The sequence below is a fragment of the Klebsiella sp. C239 genome (assembly GCF_048822715.1).
Lineage (GTDB): Bacteria > Pseudomonadota > Gammaproteobacteria > Enterobacterales > Enterobacteriaceae > Klebsiella > Klebsiella quasipneumoniae.
The window spans coordinates 114,039-130,582 of sequence record NZ_JBMEZK010000004.1 but is presented as its reverse complement, the minus strand read 5'-3'; the positions used below and the strand labels follow the sequence as shown (position 1 = coordinate 130,582).

Annotated in this window: 21 protein-coding genes; 10 read left to right on the top strand and 11 right to left on the bottom strand. The window is 56.2% G+C overall.

Annotated elements, in window-relative coordinates; all coding sequences use genetic code 11:
• Positions 1-53 precede the first annotated feature (53 nt).
• A complete protein-coding gene (locus ACOI6Z_RS12905; protein ID WP_044522836.1) occupies positions 54-176 on the top strand; it encodes a small membrane protein in 123 nt (40 codons plus the stop codon).
• Here ACOI6Z_RS12905 and ACOI6Z_RS12900 read toward each other — a convergent pair.
• Both ACOI6Z_RS12900 and ACOI6Z_RS12895 read right to left on the bottom strand, forming a co-directional pair.
• Positions 173-808 (bottom strand): helix-turn-helix transcriptional regulator, encoded by a 636-nt coding sequence (locus ACOI6Z_RS12900; RefSeq protein ID WP_072199086.1) that lies wholly within the window; start codon positions 806-808, stop codon positions 173-175. The genes ACOI6Z_RS12905 and ACOI6Z_RS12900 overlap by 4 nt on opposite strands.
• 411 nt (positions 809-1,219) lie before the next feature.
• A complete protein-coding gene (locus ACOI6Z_RS12895; RefSeq protein WP_272482055.1) occupies positions 1,220-1,315 on the bottom strand; it encodes a YnaM/YnfT family protein in 96 nt (31 codons plus the stop codon).
• Here ACOI6Z_RS12895 and ACOI6Z_RS12890 point away from each other — a divergent pair.
• The 3 genes from ACOI6Z_RS12890 to ACOI6Z_RS12880 all read left to right on the top strand — a co-directional run bounded on the left by ACOI6Z_RS12890 (position 1,275) and on the right by ACOI6Z_RS12880 (position 2,965).
• Positions 1,275-1,376, top strand: a complete 102-nt coding sequence (locus ACOI6Z_RS12890; protein ID WP_224222711.1) for a hypothetical protein — start codon at positions 1,275-1,277, stop codon at positions 1,374-1,376. The two genes, ACOI6Z_RS12895 and ACOI6Z_RS12890, sit on opposite strands and share 41 nt — an antisense overlap.
• A 434-nt stretch (positions 1,377-1,810) precedes the next feature.
• Positions 1,811-2,284: an Hsp20 family protein gene (locus tag ACOI6Z_RS12885; protein ID WP_420687399.1), complete on the top strand. Its 474-nt coding sequence runs from the start codon at positions 1,811-1,813 to the stop codon at positions 2,282-2,284.
• A gap of 168 nt (positions 2,285-2,452) precedes the next feature.
• Complete coding sequence (locus ACOI6Z_RS12880; RefSeq protein WP_182962007.1) at positions 2,453-2,965, top strand: 2-oxo-tetronate isomerase; 513 nt, start codon at positions 2,453-2,455, stop codon at positions 2,963-2,965.
• Between the two features lie 20 nt (positions 2,966-2,985).
• Here ACOI6Z_RS12880 and ACOI6Z_RS12875 read toward each other — a convergent pair whose 3' ends face one another.
• Positions 2,986-4,203 (bottom strand): diguanylate phosphodiesterase, encoded by a 1,218-nt coding sequence (locus ACOI6Z_RS12875; protein ID WP_044522842.1) that lies wholly within the window; start codon positions 4,201-4,203, stop codon positions 2,986-2,988.
• Positions 4,204-4,601: 398 nt separating this feature from the next.
• On the opposite strand from ACOI6Z_RS12875, the gene ACOI6Z_RS12870 reads away from it, so the two are divergent.
• A complete protein-coding gene (locus tag ACOI6Z_RS12870) occupies positions 4,602-4,721 on the top strand; it encodes a small membrane protein (protein ID WP_137910593.1) in 120 nt (39 codons plus the stop codon).
• Between the two features lie 29 nt (positions 4,722-4,750).
• Here the strand turns inward: ACOI6Z_RS12870 and kbvR are convergent, their stop codons facing one another.
• Positions 4,751-5,362 (bottom strand): LuxR family transcriptional regulator KbvR, encoded by a 612-nt coding sequence (kbvR, locus tag ACOI6Z_RS12865; RefSeq protein WP_048297462.1) that lies wholly within the window; start codon positions 5,360-5,362, stop codon positions 4,751-4,753.
• Between the two features lie 310 nt (positions 5,363-5,672).
• On the opposite strand from kbvR, the gene ACOI6Z_RS12860 reads away from it, so the two are divergent.
• A complete protein-coding gene (locus ACOI6Z_RS12860) occupies positions 5,673-6,581 on the top strand; it encodes a helix-turn-helix domain-containing protein (RefSeq protein WP_044522848.1) in 909 nt (302 codons plus the stop codon).
• 26 nt (positions 6,582-6,607) lie between these two features.
• Here the strand turns inward: ACOI6Z_RS12860 and ACOI6Z_RS12855 are convergent, their stop codons facing one another.
• Genes ACOI6Z_RS12855 through ltnD form a run of 5 tightly spaced genes read right to left on the bottom strand, consistent with a single transcriptional unit; the run spans position 6,608 to position 11,608 of the window.
• Positions 6,608-7,972, bottom strand: a complete 1,365-nt coding sequence (locus ACOI6Z_RS12855) for a GntP family transporter (RefSeq protein WP_023289599.1) — start codon at positions 7,970-7,972, stop codon at positions 6,608-6,610.
• A 56-nt stretch (positions 7,973-8,028) separates the two neighbouring features.
• Positions 8,029-8,811: an HPr family phosphocarrier protein gene (locus tag ACOI6Z_RS12850; protein WP_420687398.1), complete on the bottom strand. Its 783-nt coding sequence runs from the start codon at positions 8,809-8,811 to the stop codon at positions 8,029-8,031.
• A 4-nt stretch (positions 8,812-8,815) separates the two neighbouring features.
• Positions 8,816-9,436, bottom strand: coding sequence for an aldolase (locus ACOI6Z_RS12845; protein WP_023289601.1), 621 nt, complete (start codon positions 9,434-9,436; stop codon positions 8,816-8,818).
• Complete coding sequence (otnK, locus tag ACOI6Z_RS12840) at positions 9,429-10,694, bottom strand: 3-oxo-tetronate kinase (RefSeq protein WP_348890097.1); 1,266 nt, start codon at positions 10,692-10,694, stop codon at positions 9,429-9,431. The genes ACOI6Z_RS12845 and otnK overlap by 8 nt, the downstream gene beginning before the upstream one ends.
• 11 nt (positions 10,695-10,705) lie before the next feature.
• Entirely contained in the window at positions 10,706-11,608 is a 903-nt protein-coding gene (gene ltnD / locus ACOI6Z_RS12835) for an L-threonate dehydrogenase (RefSeq protein WP_233993225.1), read from the bottom strand.
• A gap of 261 nt (positions 11,609-11,869) precedes the next feature.
• Here ltnD and ACOI6Z_RS12830 point away from each other — a divergent pair, with 261 nt between their 5' ends.
• Positions 11,870-12,631: a DeoR/GlpR family DNA-binding transcription regulator gene (locus ACOI6Z_RS12830; RefSeq protein ID WP_002210513.1), complete on the top strand. Its 762-nt coding sequence runs from the start codon at positions 11,870-11,872 to the stop codon at positions 12,629-12,631.
• Between the two features lie 20 nt (positions 12,632-12,651).
• Here the strand turns inward: ACOI6Z_RS12830 and blaSHV are convergent, their stop codons facing one another.
• Positions 12,652-13,512, bottom strand: a complete 861-nt coding sequence (blaSHV, locus tag ACOI6Z_RS12825; protein ID WP_420687397.1) for an SHV family class A beta-lactamase — start codon at positions 13,510-13,512, stop codon at positions 12,652-12,654.
• Positions 13,513-13,692: 180 nt separating this feature from the next.
• Between blaSHV and ACOI6Z_RS12820 the strand changes: the two genes are divergently transcribed.
• The 3 genes from ACOI6Z_RS12820 to ACOI6Z_RS12810 all read left to right on the top strand — a co-directional run bounded on the left by ACOI6Z_RS12820 (position 13,693) and on the right by ACOI6Z_RS12810 (position 15,241).
• Entirely contained in the window at positions 13,693-13,824 is a 132-nt protein-coding gene (locus ACOI6Z_RS12820; RefSeq protein WP_420687396.1) for a hypothetical protein, read from the top strand.
• Positions 13,808-14,068, top strand: a complete 261-nt coding sequence (locus tag ACOI6Z_RS12815) for a hypothetical protein (protein ID WP_004205993.1) — start codon at positions 13,808-13,810, stop codon at positions 14,066-14,068. The genes ACOI6Z_RS12820 and ACOI6Z_RS12815 overlap by 17 nt, the downstream gene beginning before the upstream one ends.
• Positions 14,069-14,152: 84 nt before the next feature.
• On the top strand, positions 14,153-15,241 hold the full coding sequence (locus ACOI6Z_RS12810; protein ID WP_420687395.1) for an AAA family ATPase: 1,089 nt from the start codon (positions 14,153-14,155) through the stop codon (positions 15,239-15,241).
• Between the two features lie 29 nt (positions 15,242-15,270).
• On the opposite strand, the gene ACOI6Z_RS12805 is transcribed toward ACOI6Z_RS12810, so the two are convergent.
• The gene (locus tag ACOI6Z_RS12805) at positions 15,271-16,536 is read right to left on the bottom strand and encodes an MFS transporter (RefSeq protein ID WP_420687394.1); all 1,266 of its coding nucleotides are present in this window, start codon (positions 16,534-16,536) and stop codon (positions 15,271-15,273) included.
• Positions 16,537-16,544: the final 8 nt, after the last annotated feature.

The window sequence follows — 16,544 nt, the reverse complement described above, 5'->3', positions numbered from 1 at the left end:
AACTTTTACCCCTTATTATTTAAAAATCATCTTTTACTTTGACAAGGTTGTTTATGAGTAACTGGCTATTATTATCCCTGGCGGTAGTATTATTATTGACATCATTAATTTTTGGTCTCTCCTATGTTAAAGATCGAAGAAAAATGAAGATGCGATTTAACAAAACTCGACGTTAACCGATCCTTCCTGAGGACAGCGCAAGAGCAACGGATGAGAATTTCGTTAACTCTTGTTTGGTGGCTATTTGGAATTTTTTCATGATATTGATTTTATGGGAAAAGACCGTTTTATGGCTGATACCCAGTTCTTGCGCTATCTGCTGATTATTCATTCCCGTTCTGATCGCATCGATAATATAAAGTTGTGATTTGGTCAATGTTAATCGAGGGCATTTTACACAGCGTCTGCTGTCTTTTACCTGGCGATCATCAATTGACGCTGTTGACTCCATGAGATGTTTCGCAATCTGATTTTTTATACGGTGCAATCCGGTGTTGATACTAATAAAAGTAGCATCACGTAGACAATACGGTATCCGATCAACTTGCACAGCACTATCGGTGGGAACGAAAATAAAAATAGACGTTTGTTCGGGGATTTTTTTGAAAACCGGGTGGCATAGATAATGTTCACCGGTCGTCATTTCCGTAAACAGCATATCTATCTGACCGAGAGTATCTGGTGAGTATTGCAAAATGGAAAAAGGTGTACAGATGTTTTCTTCCTTTGCGACCTCGATAAGAAGTTCACAAACACCTCGATTAAGAAATATGTTTTCAGTATTAATGAAAATATTAGTCATAGTAATGCCGATTGTCAAAATATTAATATTTTTAAGGGGGAGAGTATTTACAGTATATGGGATTAGGATATTTCTAATAGCTAATAAAATCAATAAATCCATTTTTGAGACTTTATCTGGAAAAGACTTTAAAAAGCATATAAATCAATGTGTTGATTTTGGACTTTGCCCTGATGTAGCCGGTGATTTGGCACAAACTGCTTAAATTGTACATATAACAAACATTAATTCTGGATTGGAATGTATTAATTCAAGTGATGTATTTATTGCATGAATCATTTGTTCAAAAACGGTTCGGCAAGGGCATACTCTTGTCAATAATGCCTGAGCGGAAGCAGAAGTGGTCCTGACCGGATGTCGGTAGAGGGCGCTATCACGCCGCTGCCTCAGGTGACTGGCAACGGCGTCCAAAAAGGATTAGTTATCCGGGTTGTTGGAGATGCCTTTCCATACCATCCCCAGACCGATCAACATCGACGCGAAGAGGGCGAACAGGGTGGTGGAGATAAAAATGCCGGTCATAGTGATGCCTCAGAAAGTGCGTATGCAGGTTATTAGGCACGGAGGGAGGTGAAAGGTTCCTTCCCTGACGGCGTAAATTTTCGCCAGGGTCTTCCGGCCGGCGCCAGCGAGGCTAAAGTGATGTCGAGGCCGCCGCAGTTGGCGAAACGACCGCAGGGGAACCGCGTTTCTCGTGGCGCTATTGCAGGGCGACGGGGGAGGGGGCGCGATTCGGGCGTTGACATCCCCTTGAACAAGTAATATATACATGACGCTTCTGTTTATTGAATGTTAAACAGCATCAGTTATGGGACTCAGAAGCACCCCAGCCCCCGCCGTCTGGCGGGGGTCACTTTGCCACCTGACCTGGTTATTTCTTTCTGTGACTGACGAAGAAATTTTTTATTTCAGGTCTTGAAAAACGCGCTTTAGCTATTATTTTATAAAGCGGACAAGCAATGCTTGCCTTCATGTTGAGCTTTTGAATGGATATTCAGGAGGTTAATTATGGCACTCAAAACCTTGTCAGCACTCCCGGTATTTGCTGATTCCCTTTTTGCCGATCGCTTTAACCGTATCGACCGTCTTTTCAGCCAGTTAACGGGCGATACGCCGGTGGGGACCTTACCAGCCTACGATTTACAGAAAGTGGATGACAGTAATTTCCTGCTCAGCGTCAGCGTGCCTGGCTGGAAAGATGATGAACTGGAAATAGAGACCGTAGGCGGTAATCTGCATATTACCGGTAAACGCGCGCAAACCGACAATCATTCCGGAAACAGCCAGGGCTGGATTTATAAAGGCATTCGCCGGGCTGATTTCCAGCTTAGTTTTTCGCTTCCCGAACACGCCCAGATTAATCAGGCGCAACTGGAGAACGGGATCTTAAAAATTGCTATCCATCAGGAGATCCCCGAGAGCGAAAAACCGCGCAAAATTGCCATTGAGAACCAGGGGCGGGTGATCGAACACAAAGTGTGATTCCGCCTCTGTGCCGAGGTAGTTCCTTTCAAGGCCCGCGCTGCGGGCCTTTATTTTATTCACTCAGGGTGGCGTAAACGGCCTTCAGGCGACGAGAGAAATCACTATGCTATCCTGTTAACAGGGCAGTGAGGCGGTGATACTTTTCAAATTCGGCGAGGAGTCAGAATGGCTGACGAGATCGATAAAGACGCACAACATACTCATCAACTGACCGCCGAGGTGGCCCGCGCGCTTATCGCGCGCGGCTGGCGGCTCACCACTGCGGAATCCTGCACCGGCGGCAATCTGGCGGCAGCGCTCTGCGCTCAGGCTGATACCGCGGCCTTTTATGATACCGGCGTGGTCACCTTCAGCGATGAAGCCAAGCGCAATGTGCTGCAGGTGCGCGCGGAAACCCTGGCGGAACACAGCGCTGTCAGCGAAGCGTGCGTGAAGGAGATGTCCAGCGGTATGCTGGCGATAGCCGGGGCCGACATCGCCATCGCCATCAGCGGCTATGCGGGACCGGAGGGGGGAGAGGATGGTACCCCCGCCGGCACGGTATGGTTTGCCTGGAACTTTCGCGGCCAGATCGAAACCCAACTGCTGCGCTTTACCGGTGACTGCGAGACAGTGGTGGCGAAAGCGGTGCGCTTCGCCCTGGCGGCGCTGGGCGAAAAGCTCCCCCACTGGCAGTGACGCTGCCGCCTACCGCGGCCTTACAGATCCGTGGCCTGACGCGCTATCGGCCAGCAAATTTCCCCGATGCCGTTCAGGCACGGTCGGGAGAAAAGGAACCCCTGAAACAGGCGAATGCCCACCGACTGCAGCCAGCACCACTCTTCCAGGGTTTCGACGCCTTCCGCCACCACCGTGATGCCCAAATCCTCGCAGCAGCGCACGACCGAGGCGACAATCGCCTGCTTGGCGCCGCTGATATGAATATTGCGCACCAGCTCTGCATCCACTTTGATTTTATCGGGCTGAAAGCGGGTCAGTAACGACAGGCCGGAGTAACCCGCGCCAAAGTCGTCGATGGCCAGCTTCATGCCCGCGACGCGCAGCGCTTTGAGCACCTTGCGGAACTGGTCAAAGCAGGTGATCACCTCCGTTTCGGTAACCTCTATCAGCACCTGGTCAGGTCTGAGGCCGGCCGCCAGCAGGCTGTTCATCAGCCAGCCTACGGCGTCAGGGTGGTTATACAGCGAACCGGGCAGCAGGTTAATGGCCAGCTGGTGTTTACCAAGCGGTAACTGACCGGCGAGAGAGAAGGCATACGCTTTGCTCTCAAGGTCGAAACGGTAGCGATCCTCCGCCGGGATGGCGGCAAACATCTCTACAGGAGATCCGCCGGTGGGGCTGCGGATCAGCGCTTCAAAGGAAGAGACCCGCTTTGTGGCCGGCTCGACGATGGCCTGCAGGGCAAACTGGCAAGGTTGATCGGGCAGGTGGCGCGCCGTAGCAGTGGCCGGGGCAGGCATCATCGTCCAGCGAGAAGGCTGCAGCGGCTCGGGTAGACAATAGCGCCCACCGTCGGCGATAAAGGCGCTAATCAGGCGGAACATCCGGTCGTTGACCGGCTCGGTGACCCCAAACGAGCTAAAGCGCAGGAGCTCCTCCAGCGCGCTGTCGGCTTCGAAAAGACGAAGATCCAGCAGGCGCATCCCGGTGTCGTGAAAACGACGGTAGGCCGAATAGTCGCGCATCAGTTCCACCACGTCGCGATGGCGCGGATCGCTCTGTATCTCGTGGAATAACGACTCAAGATCTTCCTCGCTTCCCTCCAGCACCTGGAAGAACTGCAGGCCGTTAAACAGCAGAATACCGGTGATGCCAAGAGGCATGTTTTTCCCGCTGGCGCGATGAATTAAAGCGTCGAGATCGGTGGGCGGGCGGGCAGGATTAACCTGGCTGCGGTATATCAGGGTGGTTAGCATAATCATTCCGGTCGCTGCGGCAGCGCGTAATGGTCCGCACAGCGCGTATTTAGGGAGGTATGGCCAGACCCTCGGAGAAGGGAGGCTGTTTTTTATGACATTTAACCAACCGTGATGTCCGCTACGCGGAACGGGAGCTTCACTTTGTGATTACCTTCACTCTACAGGGAATCTGAGGTTTAGCTATCATTTTCTCATTCCCAATGCAAAAAAGGGCAAACAGGCCGCTCATTCCTCCTGCGGTATTGGTCTACCGCCTTAAATTATCGGTTAACATTCGCCACCAGGAATTATCCTGCCATTATATTGCCCGCTCTCAAAAAGAGATGCTGGTCTTGCCTGATTAAAAGCAAATGCATATTATCAACGTAAGTTAAATTCCTTTTTTCAGGTCTGATATGAGCGACTTATTTATTATTTTGTGTTTGATTTTTTGTCCCGTCATTTCTTTGTGGAGTGGTCTTTCTTATATTCAGGAAAGACGCAAAAGACGCTACGTCTTCCGTTCCAGAAGATAATCTGCAGAGGTAATATAATGACGATTGTATTAACGTCTGGCGAGTAGTTTTACGAGGTTGTTAAATTGCTGGCGGCTGTGCAAATTGAACTTGTTCATAATATTCTTTTTATGCGAGTGAATGGTTTTGTGGCTAATTTTTAGCGCCGCGGCAACTTCATGCGGACTCAGACCAATACTGAACGCGTAAATGACTTTGGTTTGCGCATCGCTGACCGACTTGCAGGCGCAATTGATACAACGCCGCAGCCGATTGAAGGCCGGGTCATGCTGAGGAGATAAGGGGCGCTGAATCGCGCTGACTATCTCATCTTTAAGACGCTGAACGGGAGCATGGGGAGGTATAAACACCGCCTGCCGCAGACAGTTGGGTAAGCCCTCTTCGACGGTAGCTTGTTCATTGTCCTGGAAAATAAAAAGCGTGTATTGCTCTGGGGCATGCTGAAACAGGTCATGACACAGGTACCATTCTCCCGCCACCATTTCCGTGAAGAACACCTGAGATTGCGCTATCGACTCCAGATCCCATTGTTCAGAAAACTGATAGGCTGATCCCCCGTAGGTCTTCATCGCTTCATCCACCAGCTCCGCAATAGCGACTCGCAAATAGTGATTTTTTATATTGATCAAAAAATTCGTCATATAACTTCCCAGTGGGGTATGAAAAAGGTGTCAGAATAAATTAAAGAATATAATGGTGATGCGCAGGTCTTTTTTAGCTGGGGTAATCTAAGGGATGTTTTTCGTTAATGCAATATCTGCCAGGAAAAGTGAGATAACGGTGTGTTGGTATGCGAAAGTTCCTAATAAACAAAATGATAAGCCTATATTAGATGGCGTTTTAAGCACTTTAATAATTTTTTATTTTTGCGATGCATAAAAAGCTTAGTGGTAGCCAGTATCTGTTGCTAAAATTAGCGGAGGACAAGATTACAGGAAGTATGCGGTGCTTATGAAGCAAATGCTCTATTTAAAAATGCTGGCGTGGCTGGAGGATAATATCTACTGTAACCCGGCGATCGATGACCTGGCGCAGTATATGGGCTATTCGCGTCGGTTTGTGTACGAGGTGTTTTATCAATATGGCCGGTTACCCATCGGGCAGTATATTCGCCTGCGGCGGCTGACCATCGCAGCGGTCAGTCTGCGTTTAACGCGGCAACCGATCGCCGCCATAGCCTGGCAGTTAAGTTACGATTCGCCGCAGACCTTCTCCCGGGAGTTTAAGAAACGTTTCTCGCTTTCGCCACGGGAGTACCGCTGCGCGGCGCACTGGGACACGGCAAAACTGTTAAAAAAATTCCCCACGGATGATGAGAGCCTGCCTTTGGCTCGGATCTGTTCCCTGCCGGAGCGGGTCTATTATGGCTACCCGATGAAGTATGAACTGCGCCTGTCGGATATGGTGTTGCAAAGTACCGCCAAGACGGCTATCAGACAAAAGGTTGACCGTTTTTTCGCCGCTGGAGGCGGTTCGCTTTCCATACTCTCCGATTACGCGGCAGCGAGTCAAAATGAGCTTAACGTCGAGGTTAACGCCTTTGTCGGTTGTCACGAGGCGCGAAAGCCGTCGTCCGCGTTGACCACCCGGTCGGGGCTGTATGTGGGGGTTGAATTCTACGGCAGCTGGTCACGCTATGCCCGTTTGTCCAGCGATCTCTATCTGGAACAGTTGCCAACGCTGGGGGTAAGCCGTCGGGATGGGCATGACATTGAATGCTTCATGACCCGTCATGCGGAAGGAGGAGAGGCAGAGGAGAAGCGCTATCACGTACGCTATTTTATACCGGTGACGCTGTCAGCGGGAGGCCAGCTGCCGGGCAGCGATAATGAGTTAGTCCCCGCGAAGGGGACACGATAAGGTGGCCGGAGCCACCCAGGTAAATATTACAGTACAAACCACAACAGCCAGGTGATCAGGAAGCCCGTCACCCCCATGATGGTGGTCAGTACGGTCCAGGTTTTGAGTCCGTCCGGCACCGAGAGCCCGAGATAGCGCGTGACCACCCAGAACCCGGCGTCGTTAACGTGCGATAACCCGAGCGAGCCGAAACAGGTCGCCAGCGTCACCAGCACCAGCTGCAGCGGCTCCAGCCCGACGACCGCCTGTGACAACAGGCCGGAGGTGGTAAGGATCGCCACGGTGGCCGAGCCCTGCGAGGCCCGAAGCACCAGCGACAGCAGGAAAGCGGCGGGCATCAGCGGCAGATGAATCGTCTCCAGCGCCTCGGCTAAGGCATTGCCGATGCCGGAGGCGACCAGCACCCCGCCAAAGGCGCCGCCGGCGCCGGCGACGAGGATCACGTCCGCCGAGGAGGGGATCGCGCTGCCGGTGACTTCTCCCAACTTTTTCAGGTTCATCCCCCGCCGGATGCCCAGCGTCCAGCTGGCCAGCCCCAGGGAGATCAGCAGGGCGACGGGCGGGGTGCCAATGACGGTCATCAGCTGGCGAATCGCGTTATCCGGCAGCAGCAGGGCCTGACACAGCGTTCCGGAAACAATCAGCACGATGGGCACCACGATCAGCCCGCCGATAACCAGCGCATTCGGCGGCGCCAGTCGGGTCTGCTGGGCGTTGACGGAGAGGTCGGGCACCTCGGCCGTTTGCTGCTGTTCCAGCACGTTAATCGACAGATGATAATGGCGCTGATTGATAGACCGGGCGACAAAATAGCCCACGATACCCACGACGATCGACACTCCAATTCCCGCCAGCATCAACCAGCCGACATCGCTATGCAGAATACCTGCCGCCGCCGCCGCGCCAGGGTGGGTTGGCAACGCCACATGGACGGTTAACATCACTCCGGCCATCGGCAGGCCAAATTTCAGCGGCGACAGATGGGCAACTTTACTGAAGCCGTAAATTAACGGAATGATGATAATAAAGCCGACTTCAAAGAAGACTGGCGTGCCGAGAATAAAAGCCACGATGGTTAAGGCGGCAATAGTCCGTTTAGAACCCAGCACGCCGGTCAGCGTTTTCGCCAGAGATTCGGCGCCGCCGGATATTTCAATAAGCACCCCCAGCATTGATCCCAAAATAATTATGCTGGCGATGTGGCCGAGCAGGCCGCCCATGCCTTTTTCAATGGTGGTAATGATTTTATCCGCCGGAATGCCGGTGGCGAACGCCACCAGCAGGCTGACGATCAGGAGCGCCACAAAAGGATGCGCTTTCGCTTTGATCACCAGCAGGAGCAACAGCACTACGCTGGCTAACGCAATAAGTAACAGCGCCGATGTCGACATAGTTTTGCCTCGGGTATTAACAGGTGTACAGAGAGTTATATTTTTAGAACCGCGCTTTATTTTTTCCGGTAGGGCGAGAACCATTCCAGTCCGGAAAGGGTATCCGCCCTGGGGATATATTCGCAGCCGATCCAACCGTCATAGCCGACGTTATCCAGCAACGCATAGATCCATGAATAATTAATCTCGCCCTCGTCCGGTTCATGGCGGTCGGGCAGGGAGGCTATCTGAATATGGCGGTACTGACCGGCATACTCGGTAATAAGATGGCTTAAATTGCCGTCCACTTTCTGCGCATGAAACAGATCTAATTGCACGGCGATGTTTGGCCGGTCGACCCGCTGCGCAATCTCCAGCGTCTGATATTGACTGTGGTAGAAATAGCCCGGTTTGGTCTGCGGATTCAGGGCTTCAATAAGCGCCCGCTTGCCGTGGCGGGCAAAGCGCTCGGCGGCGTAGCGCAGGTTATCGAAAAGCTCCGCCTCGCAGGCCGCGCGATCCATCCCCGGCTGCACCACGCCGGCCATAATATGCACCTGCGGACAATCCAGTTGGCAGGCGTACTCCAGCGCCAGCTCGATATCACGCCGGGCCTCGGCGCTCCTGCCCGGTAGGGCGGCGAGTCCCCATTCCCCGGCGTTAACGTCGCCGGGCGGGGTATTGAACAGCACCAGCTGCAGCTGGTTTTCCTGCAGGCGCTGTTTAATATCCCCGGCGGCATACTCATAGGGGAACAGAAACTCCACGGCTTCGAAACCGGCGCGGGCGGCGGCGGCAAAGCGGTCCAGGAACGGCAGTTCGGTAAACAGCATGGATAAATTTGCAGCAAATTTTGGCATGGTTTTATCTCAGTTCATCCACTTCGTCAGCGGTCAGGTAACGGATCTCGCGATTGCCGAGGGTAAACATCAGCCGCGCGGTCTCTTCCAGCTCTTCGGTATTATTGGTGGCTTCGCGCAGCGATGAGCCAGTGACCACCGGACCATGGTTGGCCAGTAAAAAGGCGTTATAGCGCGGCGCCAGGCCGGCCAGCGCCTCGGCAATGCGGTCGTCGCCCGGTCGGTAGTAGGGAACCACCGGGACGTCGCCGACCCGCATCACTACGTAGGGAGTAAAGGGGCGAATACAATTCTGCGGATCGAGCCCCTGCAGGCAGGAGAGCGCGGTCAGATAGTGGCTATGCAAGTGGACGATCGCCTTGCAGGCCGGGTTATGTAAATAGACCGCCCGGTGAAAAGCGATCTCTTTCGACGGTTTGTCGCCGGCGATCCATTCGCCTTGCAGGGTGACCACCGACAACCGCTGGGCCTGCAGCTCGCCCAGGCAGGAGCCGGTCGGCGTCGCCAGCAGGTTGCCGTCCGGCAGCAGGAGCGACAGATTGCCGGCGGAGCCGGTGGCATAACCGCGGTTAAACAACGAGGCGCCAATCTGCACCATCTCATCTCGCAGCTGTTGCTCAGTCATGACAAAACTCCTGCTGGGCACGGGCAAAGAACTGGATATCGCCGAAATTACCTGACTTCAGCGCCAGGGAGAGCGGCTGGCGGGTGTCACGCACCCAGGGAACCCCAGGGGAGATCGTCGGCCCGATATGGAACGCCTCGACCCCCAGCGTCTGCGCCACGATGCTCGACGTTTCCCCTCCGGCCACAATAAACCGGGTGAATCCTTTCTCCTTCAGCGCGGCGGCGAGGGCGGCGAACAGCTGTTCGATCCGTTCGCTGCTGGCCTTGTCGCCATACTGCGCCTGGATCCGCTGCAGCGTTTGCGGCTCAGTCGTGGCATAGACCATCGGCGCCAGCGGCGAATCGCGGTTTGCGTCCACCCAGGCCGCCAGCGTCCCGGCATAGCCCTCCAGATCGGTAAAGCAGGCGCTTAAGTCGACGGCGCGGGCGGGAGCCTGTTCACGATAGGCCGCCACCTGGCTGTTGGTCATCAGCGAACAGGAGCCCGAGAGCACTACCGCCGGGCCGGGCAGCGGCATGCCCGCCTGGGATCCTTCACCCTGGGTTCCGTGGCGCTGCGCCCAGTCGCGGGCGAAGCCGATGGCGAGACCAGAGCCGCCGGAGACCAGCTTCATCTCCCGCAGCGCCGCCCCCTGGGTCAGCAAATGCTGTTCACTGAGGGCGTCGAGCACCACATAGCGCACCGCCGGGTCGCTGATTGCCGCCAGCGCGGCAGCGACCGCCTCCGGCCCCTGATCGATAATCGGCCAGGCGATCAGCGCCGCTTTTCCGCCGCCCTGGCGCTCGATTAAGCGGCCCAGGTGGGCATCCTCCATCGGCGTCACCGGATGGTGGCGCATCCCGGACTCATTGAGTAACTGCTGGCCGACAAACAGATACCCCTGATAGACCGTGCGGCCGTTTACCGGCAGCGCCGGGGAAATCACCGTCCGGGTCTCGCCCAGCTCTGCCAGTAGAGCATCCAGTACCGGGCCAATGTTGCCCTGCGCGGTGCTGTCGAACGTGGAACAATACTTAAAATAAAATTGCTGACAGCCCCGGGCCTGCAGCCAGCGCAGGGCCGCCAGCGACTGGCTGACGGCGGTTTCCACCGGGCAGGAGCGCGTTTTCAGGCTGATCACCACCGCTTCGCTGGTCAGCGGCAGTTCGTGGGGCGGTACGCCGTTTAGCTGCACCGTCGGCATGCCATTGCGTACGAGGAAGCTGGCAATATCCGTGGCGCCGGTAAAGTCATCGGCAATGACACCAAGCTGCATCTTGTCTCTCCTCACTGTTTATGGCCCGGCAGGGTAATGCCGTTGAAGATCTTGATCACCGCGCTGTCATCTTCCCGGCCGAATCCGGCGTTGCTGGCGGAGGTGAACATATTCAGCGCGGTGGTGGCGAGCGGCAGCGGGAAGGTCAGCGCCCGGGCGGTGTCATTCACCAGGCCGAGATCTTTGACAAAAATATCGACGGCGGATTTTGGCGAGTAATCGCCATCCAGGACGTGCTGCATACGATTCTCAAACATCCACGAATTACCCGCCGCGTGGGTCACCACGTCGTACATCGTCTCCAGCGGGATGCCGGCGCGGGCGGCGAGGGCCATCGCTTCGGCGGCGACGGCGATATGCACCCCGGCCAGCAGCTGATGGATGATTTTTACCGTCGAACCGAGGCCAATGTCGCTCCCGATGCGATAGACTTTGCCGGCCACCGCGTCCAGCACTGGCGCGAGGCGGGCGAAGACGGCATCGCTCCCGGAGGCCATCACCGTCATGTCGCCGGCGGCCGCTTTCACCGCGCCGCCCGATACCGGCGCGTCGAGCATCAATAGCTGGTACTCCGCCAGCGCCTCGGCAATGGCCTGAGCATCGGCGGAGGCGATGGTGGACGACACCATCACGACGGTGCCCGGCTTCAGATGGGCGGCGAGGCCGCTCTCGCCGAACAGGATCCCCCGCACCTGGGCGGCATTGACCACCAGCAGCACAACTGCATCCAGTTCCGCGGCGAACGGCACCGCGCTGGGGCCCGCGCCTTTGGCGCCCGCCGCCAGCAGTGCGCGACAGTTGTCGGGATTGATGTCAACGCCCCAGGTGTTCAGGCCCGCCTGCAGGCAGGCGCGGGCGGCGCCCATGCCCATTGAACCCAGTCCAATCACGCAGACGTTAGTGTGTGCAGCCATGCTGGTCTCCTTGTGAACATTAGTTAATTAATGTGATTTAATGATAGAATAAAGCGTTATCATGTGAATTTATGTGAGAGTTATCACGAATAACCCACATGAATATAAAAAATTCACAGGCGGAAAGAGGCTGCACAGCGGCGATTCTTGCCCTAAAATAGCGTAAAAAACAGCGGCAAAGCGCGATAACAACACCGGGGATCTTCAGGTTCCCGGCGTGAGTGGTAAGCTCTGGTGTGAAAAAATGGTAAGGGGAGAGCGGTGATTCCAATAGAACGACATCAGCGTATTTTAGCCCTGGTGGAGCAGCGTGGGGCGGTAAGCATTAACGAGCTGACGGAGATCCTCGGCGTGTCCCATATGACCATCCGTCGGGACGTCAGTAAACTGGAGGAGCAGGGGCTGCTGGTCAGCGTCTCGGGCGGCGTACGCGCCGTCAGCCGGCTGGCCGCGGAACCCAGTCATCTGGTGAAAAGCACGCTGCAGAGTGAGGAGAAACAGGCGATCGGCGCGCTGGCGGCGAGTCATATCGCTAAAAACAGTTGCATCTATCTGGATGCCGGGACTACCACCCTGGCGCTGGCGCGGGCGATCCTCGACCGGAACGATCTCCAGGTGGTCACCAATGATTTTGAGATAACCCAGCTGCTGATCGATGCCAGCCAGTGCGGCGTGATCCACACCGGCGGCACTCTGTGCCGGGAGAACCGCTCCTGCGTGGGCGAATCGGCGGCGCGTACGTTACGCCACCTGGCTATCGATACGGCCTTTATCTCCGCCAGCGGCTGGGACAGTCGCGGGATATTCACCCCTGATGAGAACAAGGTTACCGTCAAGGAGACCGTCAGCCAGGTCAGCGCGAGAAGCATCCTGCTGTGCGACAGTTCGAAATACAATCAGGTGGCCACGTTTATGGCGTTACCTTTGACCCGGTTCACCACCATCATTACCGACCGGCATCTTTCCGATGCCGCCGCCAGTCATATCGCCCGGCACGCCTGCGAGGTGCTGCGGGCCGGATAACGCGCGCGGCCACCGCCGGCTTAGCGTTGCCAGTGCTCGATCAGCGCCGCGCCGATCCCGGCGATTTGCTGATTTCGCTCGGCCATGCTCGCCGGCGTATCCCGCAGATAAATCACCACAATGCGCTCTGCTTTGTTATTCGGGCCAAGCAGGGCGACAATCCCGCGCGCACCCCGCTTGCTAGCTCCGGTCTTATCGGCGATAAACCAGCCCGCCGGCAGCACGGAGCGGATCAACGGTCCGGCGACCCGATCGTCCACCATCCACTGCAGCAGCTGCCGTTGCGAACGGGCGCTCAGACGCTGGCTGGTCAGCAGCTTGCGCAGGGTCGCGGCCATGCTGGCCGGGGTAGTGGTGTCGCGGGCGTCGCCGGGAAGCGCCTCATTCAGTTCCGTTTCCCAGCGGTCAAGGCGGGTGACGTTGTCGCCGATCTGGCGCAAAAAGGCAGTCAATCCTGCGGGGCCGCCGACGGTGGCCAGCAGCAGATTGGCGGCGCTGTTATCGCTCATGGTAATGGCGGCGGCGCAGAGTTCGCCGACCGTCATGCCGTCGGCAAGGTGTTTTTCGCTGACCGGCGAGTAGTCCACCAGATCCTGCTGGCGATAGTGGATCTTTCGCTCCAGCTGTTCGTCACCGGCATCCACCCGCGCCAGCACTGCGCCGCAGAGCACTACTTTAAAGGTGCTCATCATGGGAAAGCGTTCATCGGCGCGCCAGGCGGTCAGCGTGCGGCCGCTGGCCAGATCCATTTCAATCATGCCCACGCGGCCCGCCAGCTGACTTTCGCTGCGTGTAACTTGCTCGAGCGGCGGAGGGCTGGCGAATGCCGCCAGTGGCAGGGCGGCAATCAGGGAGAAAAGGCACAGGCGAACATAACGCATAACCGCAATACTTCCTTGAATCAGGGCCATTAAAGGCGAGGAGAGGAGTGATAAAATAGAATAACCTGGCGTTTTGCTGATTCACAATTCCTCTTTTTTCCTTCATCATTTGTCATCTTTTATTTCGAATAATCAATATTTAGCTCAGCCTAAGCACGCTATTTTTGACTCAAGGCCGCAATGAACTATAAGAAAGTACTTAAGACCGCACTCTGGCTGGCGCCGCTGTTTGCTGACGATACGCCCTCCGCGCTGCGCGGTTTGCCAATGATCTATGCCATCCCGGGAGGAACTGGTGCACCCGATAATTAAGGTCATGCTGGTGGGCGGTAAGGCGGATGGACTGCTGGTCAGCGTCGCCGACGATGCGACCGAGGTCTCAGTGACCCCTGCGCAATACGGTGCGCCGTCCGGCCAGCCGCTCAGCTATCGTATCGTGAGTCAAACCATTGACGATGAACGCTATTTCTTTGGCGTTTTCAGTGACGCCCATCAGGATAGCGACAAGCTGACGCGGGTGGCGCTGACCCGCGGAATGAAAAAAATGTTCTGTTAAACCCGGTCGGAGAGAGGGGGCGATAGTATCCCTGCCGCGGCTTTGCTACTGTGGCAGCCTTCTCTCTCCGGGCCAGGACGCATTATGATTCAGTACATCCGTATTCAAAACTTTCGCTCAGTCAGGGATATCGCGCTGGAGCTGGGGCCGCTGAACATTGTCTTCGGCCCTAACGGCTGCGGCAAATCCAATATTTACAACGCTATCCATCTGTTGACCGCGGCTGCCGACGGCAGGCTGTCGGAATTTATCAGCGAAGAGGGGGGCCTTGAAAATATGATGTGGTCCGGAGATCGTTCCCCCCTCGATCGCCATCCCCGCCGGCTGCAAATCGCCTGTCGGACGGAGAGCTTTGATTATGAACTGCAGGTTGGTTTCCCGGAAAAATTGCCCTATCCGACGCAGTTCATGCTCGATCCCATCGTCAAAGAAGAGAACATCTGGCTGGCGGGCTATTCCCGTCGGCCTTCCTCCCGCGTACTGCAGCGTAAGAATCAGGCGGCGTTCCTCGTCGATGTCGCCGGGGAGAAAAGCACCTTCACCGAGAGTATTTATGAAAACGAGTCGGTGTTCGGTCAGCTTGGCGAGCCGCACCGTTTTCCTGAGGTCTCGCGGGTGCGCGAGACCCTGCGCCGCTGGCGGTTTTACCATGAATTCGCTATCGGCCGCCACTCACCGCTGCGCCAGCCGGCCGTCGGCTACCGTTCGCCGGTGCTCGACAGCGACGGCCATAATCTGGCGGCCGCCTTTCAGACCGTTGTCGAGATCGGCGCGGAGGAGATTTTGCACGAGATCCTCGCCGACGCCTTTCCCGGCTGCCAGTTTTACTGTGAAAACGAGCACTCGCGTTTCGCGCTGAAAATGCGCCGGGAGGGGATCCGCCGCCCGCTGCAGGCGGCGGAGATGTCCGACGGCACGCTGCGTTTTCTCTGCCTCGCCGTCGCGCTGCTCAGCCCGCGCCCACCGGCCTTTCTGGCGATCAATGAACCGGAAAACAGCCTGCATCGCGACATGCTCCCGGCGCTGGCCAGGCTGATCGTCGAGGCCTCCCGCTACAGCCAGATCTGGCTGACCAGCCACTCGGCAGAGCTGGCGGATCTTATCGCCGCCGGGGCTGCCTGCCAGCGCTATGCGCTGGAGAATAGCGGCGGAGAGACGCGTATTGTAGAGTGAACCCCGTCATCCCTGACGGGCGCGCCCGGTCAGGCGGGGGTCTGCGTCTCCGCTGTCGGCAGCAGGCTTTTGCCGCCGCGTAAGGTGATGAACGAGAGCAGGGTAAAGCTCAGGGTGATGCAGCCGAGGATCAGATAGGCCTGATGGAAGCCGACGGTGTCGTACATCCGGCCCACCCAGGCGGAAAGTACCACCCCGGACAGCTGTTTCGACAGGTTAAAGCCGATCAGAAACAGGGTGGCCGAGAGACGCGGGTTAAAGGCGGAGGAGATATATTTAAAGGTCCCGACCAGCAGGAAGGGGATCTCAAACATATGCAGCATCTTGAGGATCACCACTTCCACCGCCGATGAGGCAAAAGACGACCCGAGAATACGCACCGACATGATCATCCCCGCGGTCAGCAGGGCGTTTTTGGCCCCGATACGGTTAACGATGGCCGGGGCGCAGAACATGATCACGGCATTGAGCAGCTCGCCACCGGTGGTGACGAAGCCAAACACTTCGGTACCGCGCTGCGGACTGGCGAAGAAGCTTTTGAAAAAGTTAGCAAATTGCTGGTCAAACACGTCGTAGACGCTGGCGACCCCCACCACATAGACGATAAAGCCCCAGAAGCGCGGCATACGCAGCAGCTCTGCCGCCGTACGCAGCGAAAAGGCCTGGCGATTGGCCCCGAGCGCCTCGATAACCTGGGCGCTGTTGCTGCTTTCCGGACGCGACAGCCAGAGCAGAAGACCCAGCACCAGCGCAAAGCCGGAGGCGATCCAGAAGGTAATATTGGGGTCGATGCCGAACAGCACGCCGGTTATCGAGGCGCACAGCGCCCAGCCGACGCAGCCAGCGACCCGCACTTTGCCATATTCAAAGCGGTTTGCCCGGCTGACGCGCTCGATATAGGCTTCCACCGCCCCGGAGCCGCTGGAGAAAACAATCCCCAGGTAGATCCCGCCCACCAGCGAACCGGCGATAATATTCATCTGCAGCAGCGGGGAGAAAACGAAAATAAAGAACGGCGCGAACAGAATTAACAGCACCGTAATAGTCCACAGCAGATGTTTGCGCAGGCCGAACTTATCCGACATTAAACCAAATACCGGCTGAAAAATAATCGCGAACAACGAGATGGAGGAGAAGACGATCCCGGTTTCCGTTTTGGTTAAATGGTTAACGTCCGCCAGCCACACCGGGAAAAACGGGAAATAGGCCGACATAATGAAATAGTAAAAGAAAAAGAACAGCAGGAAATAGACAAAATTATGCCGTTCTCGCGGCGCCAGTTCAGAGAATTTCATCACCATGA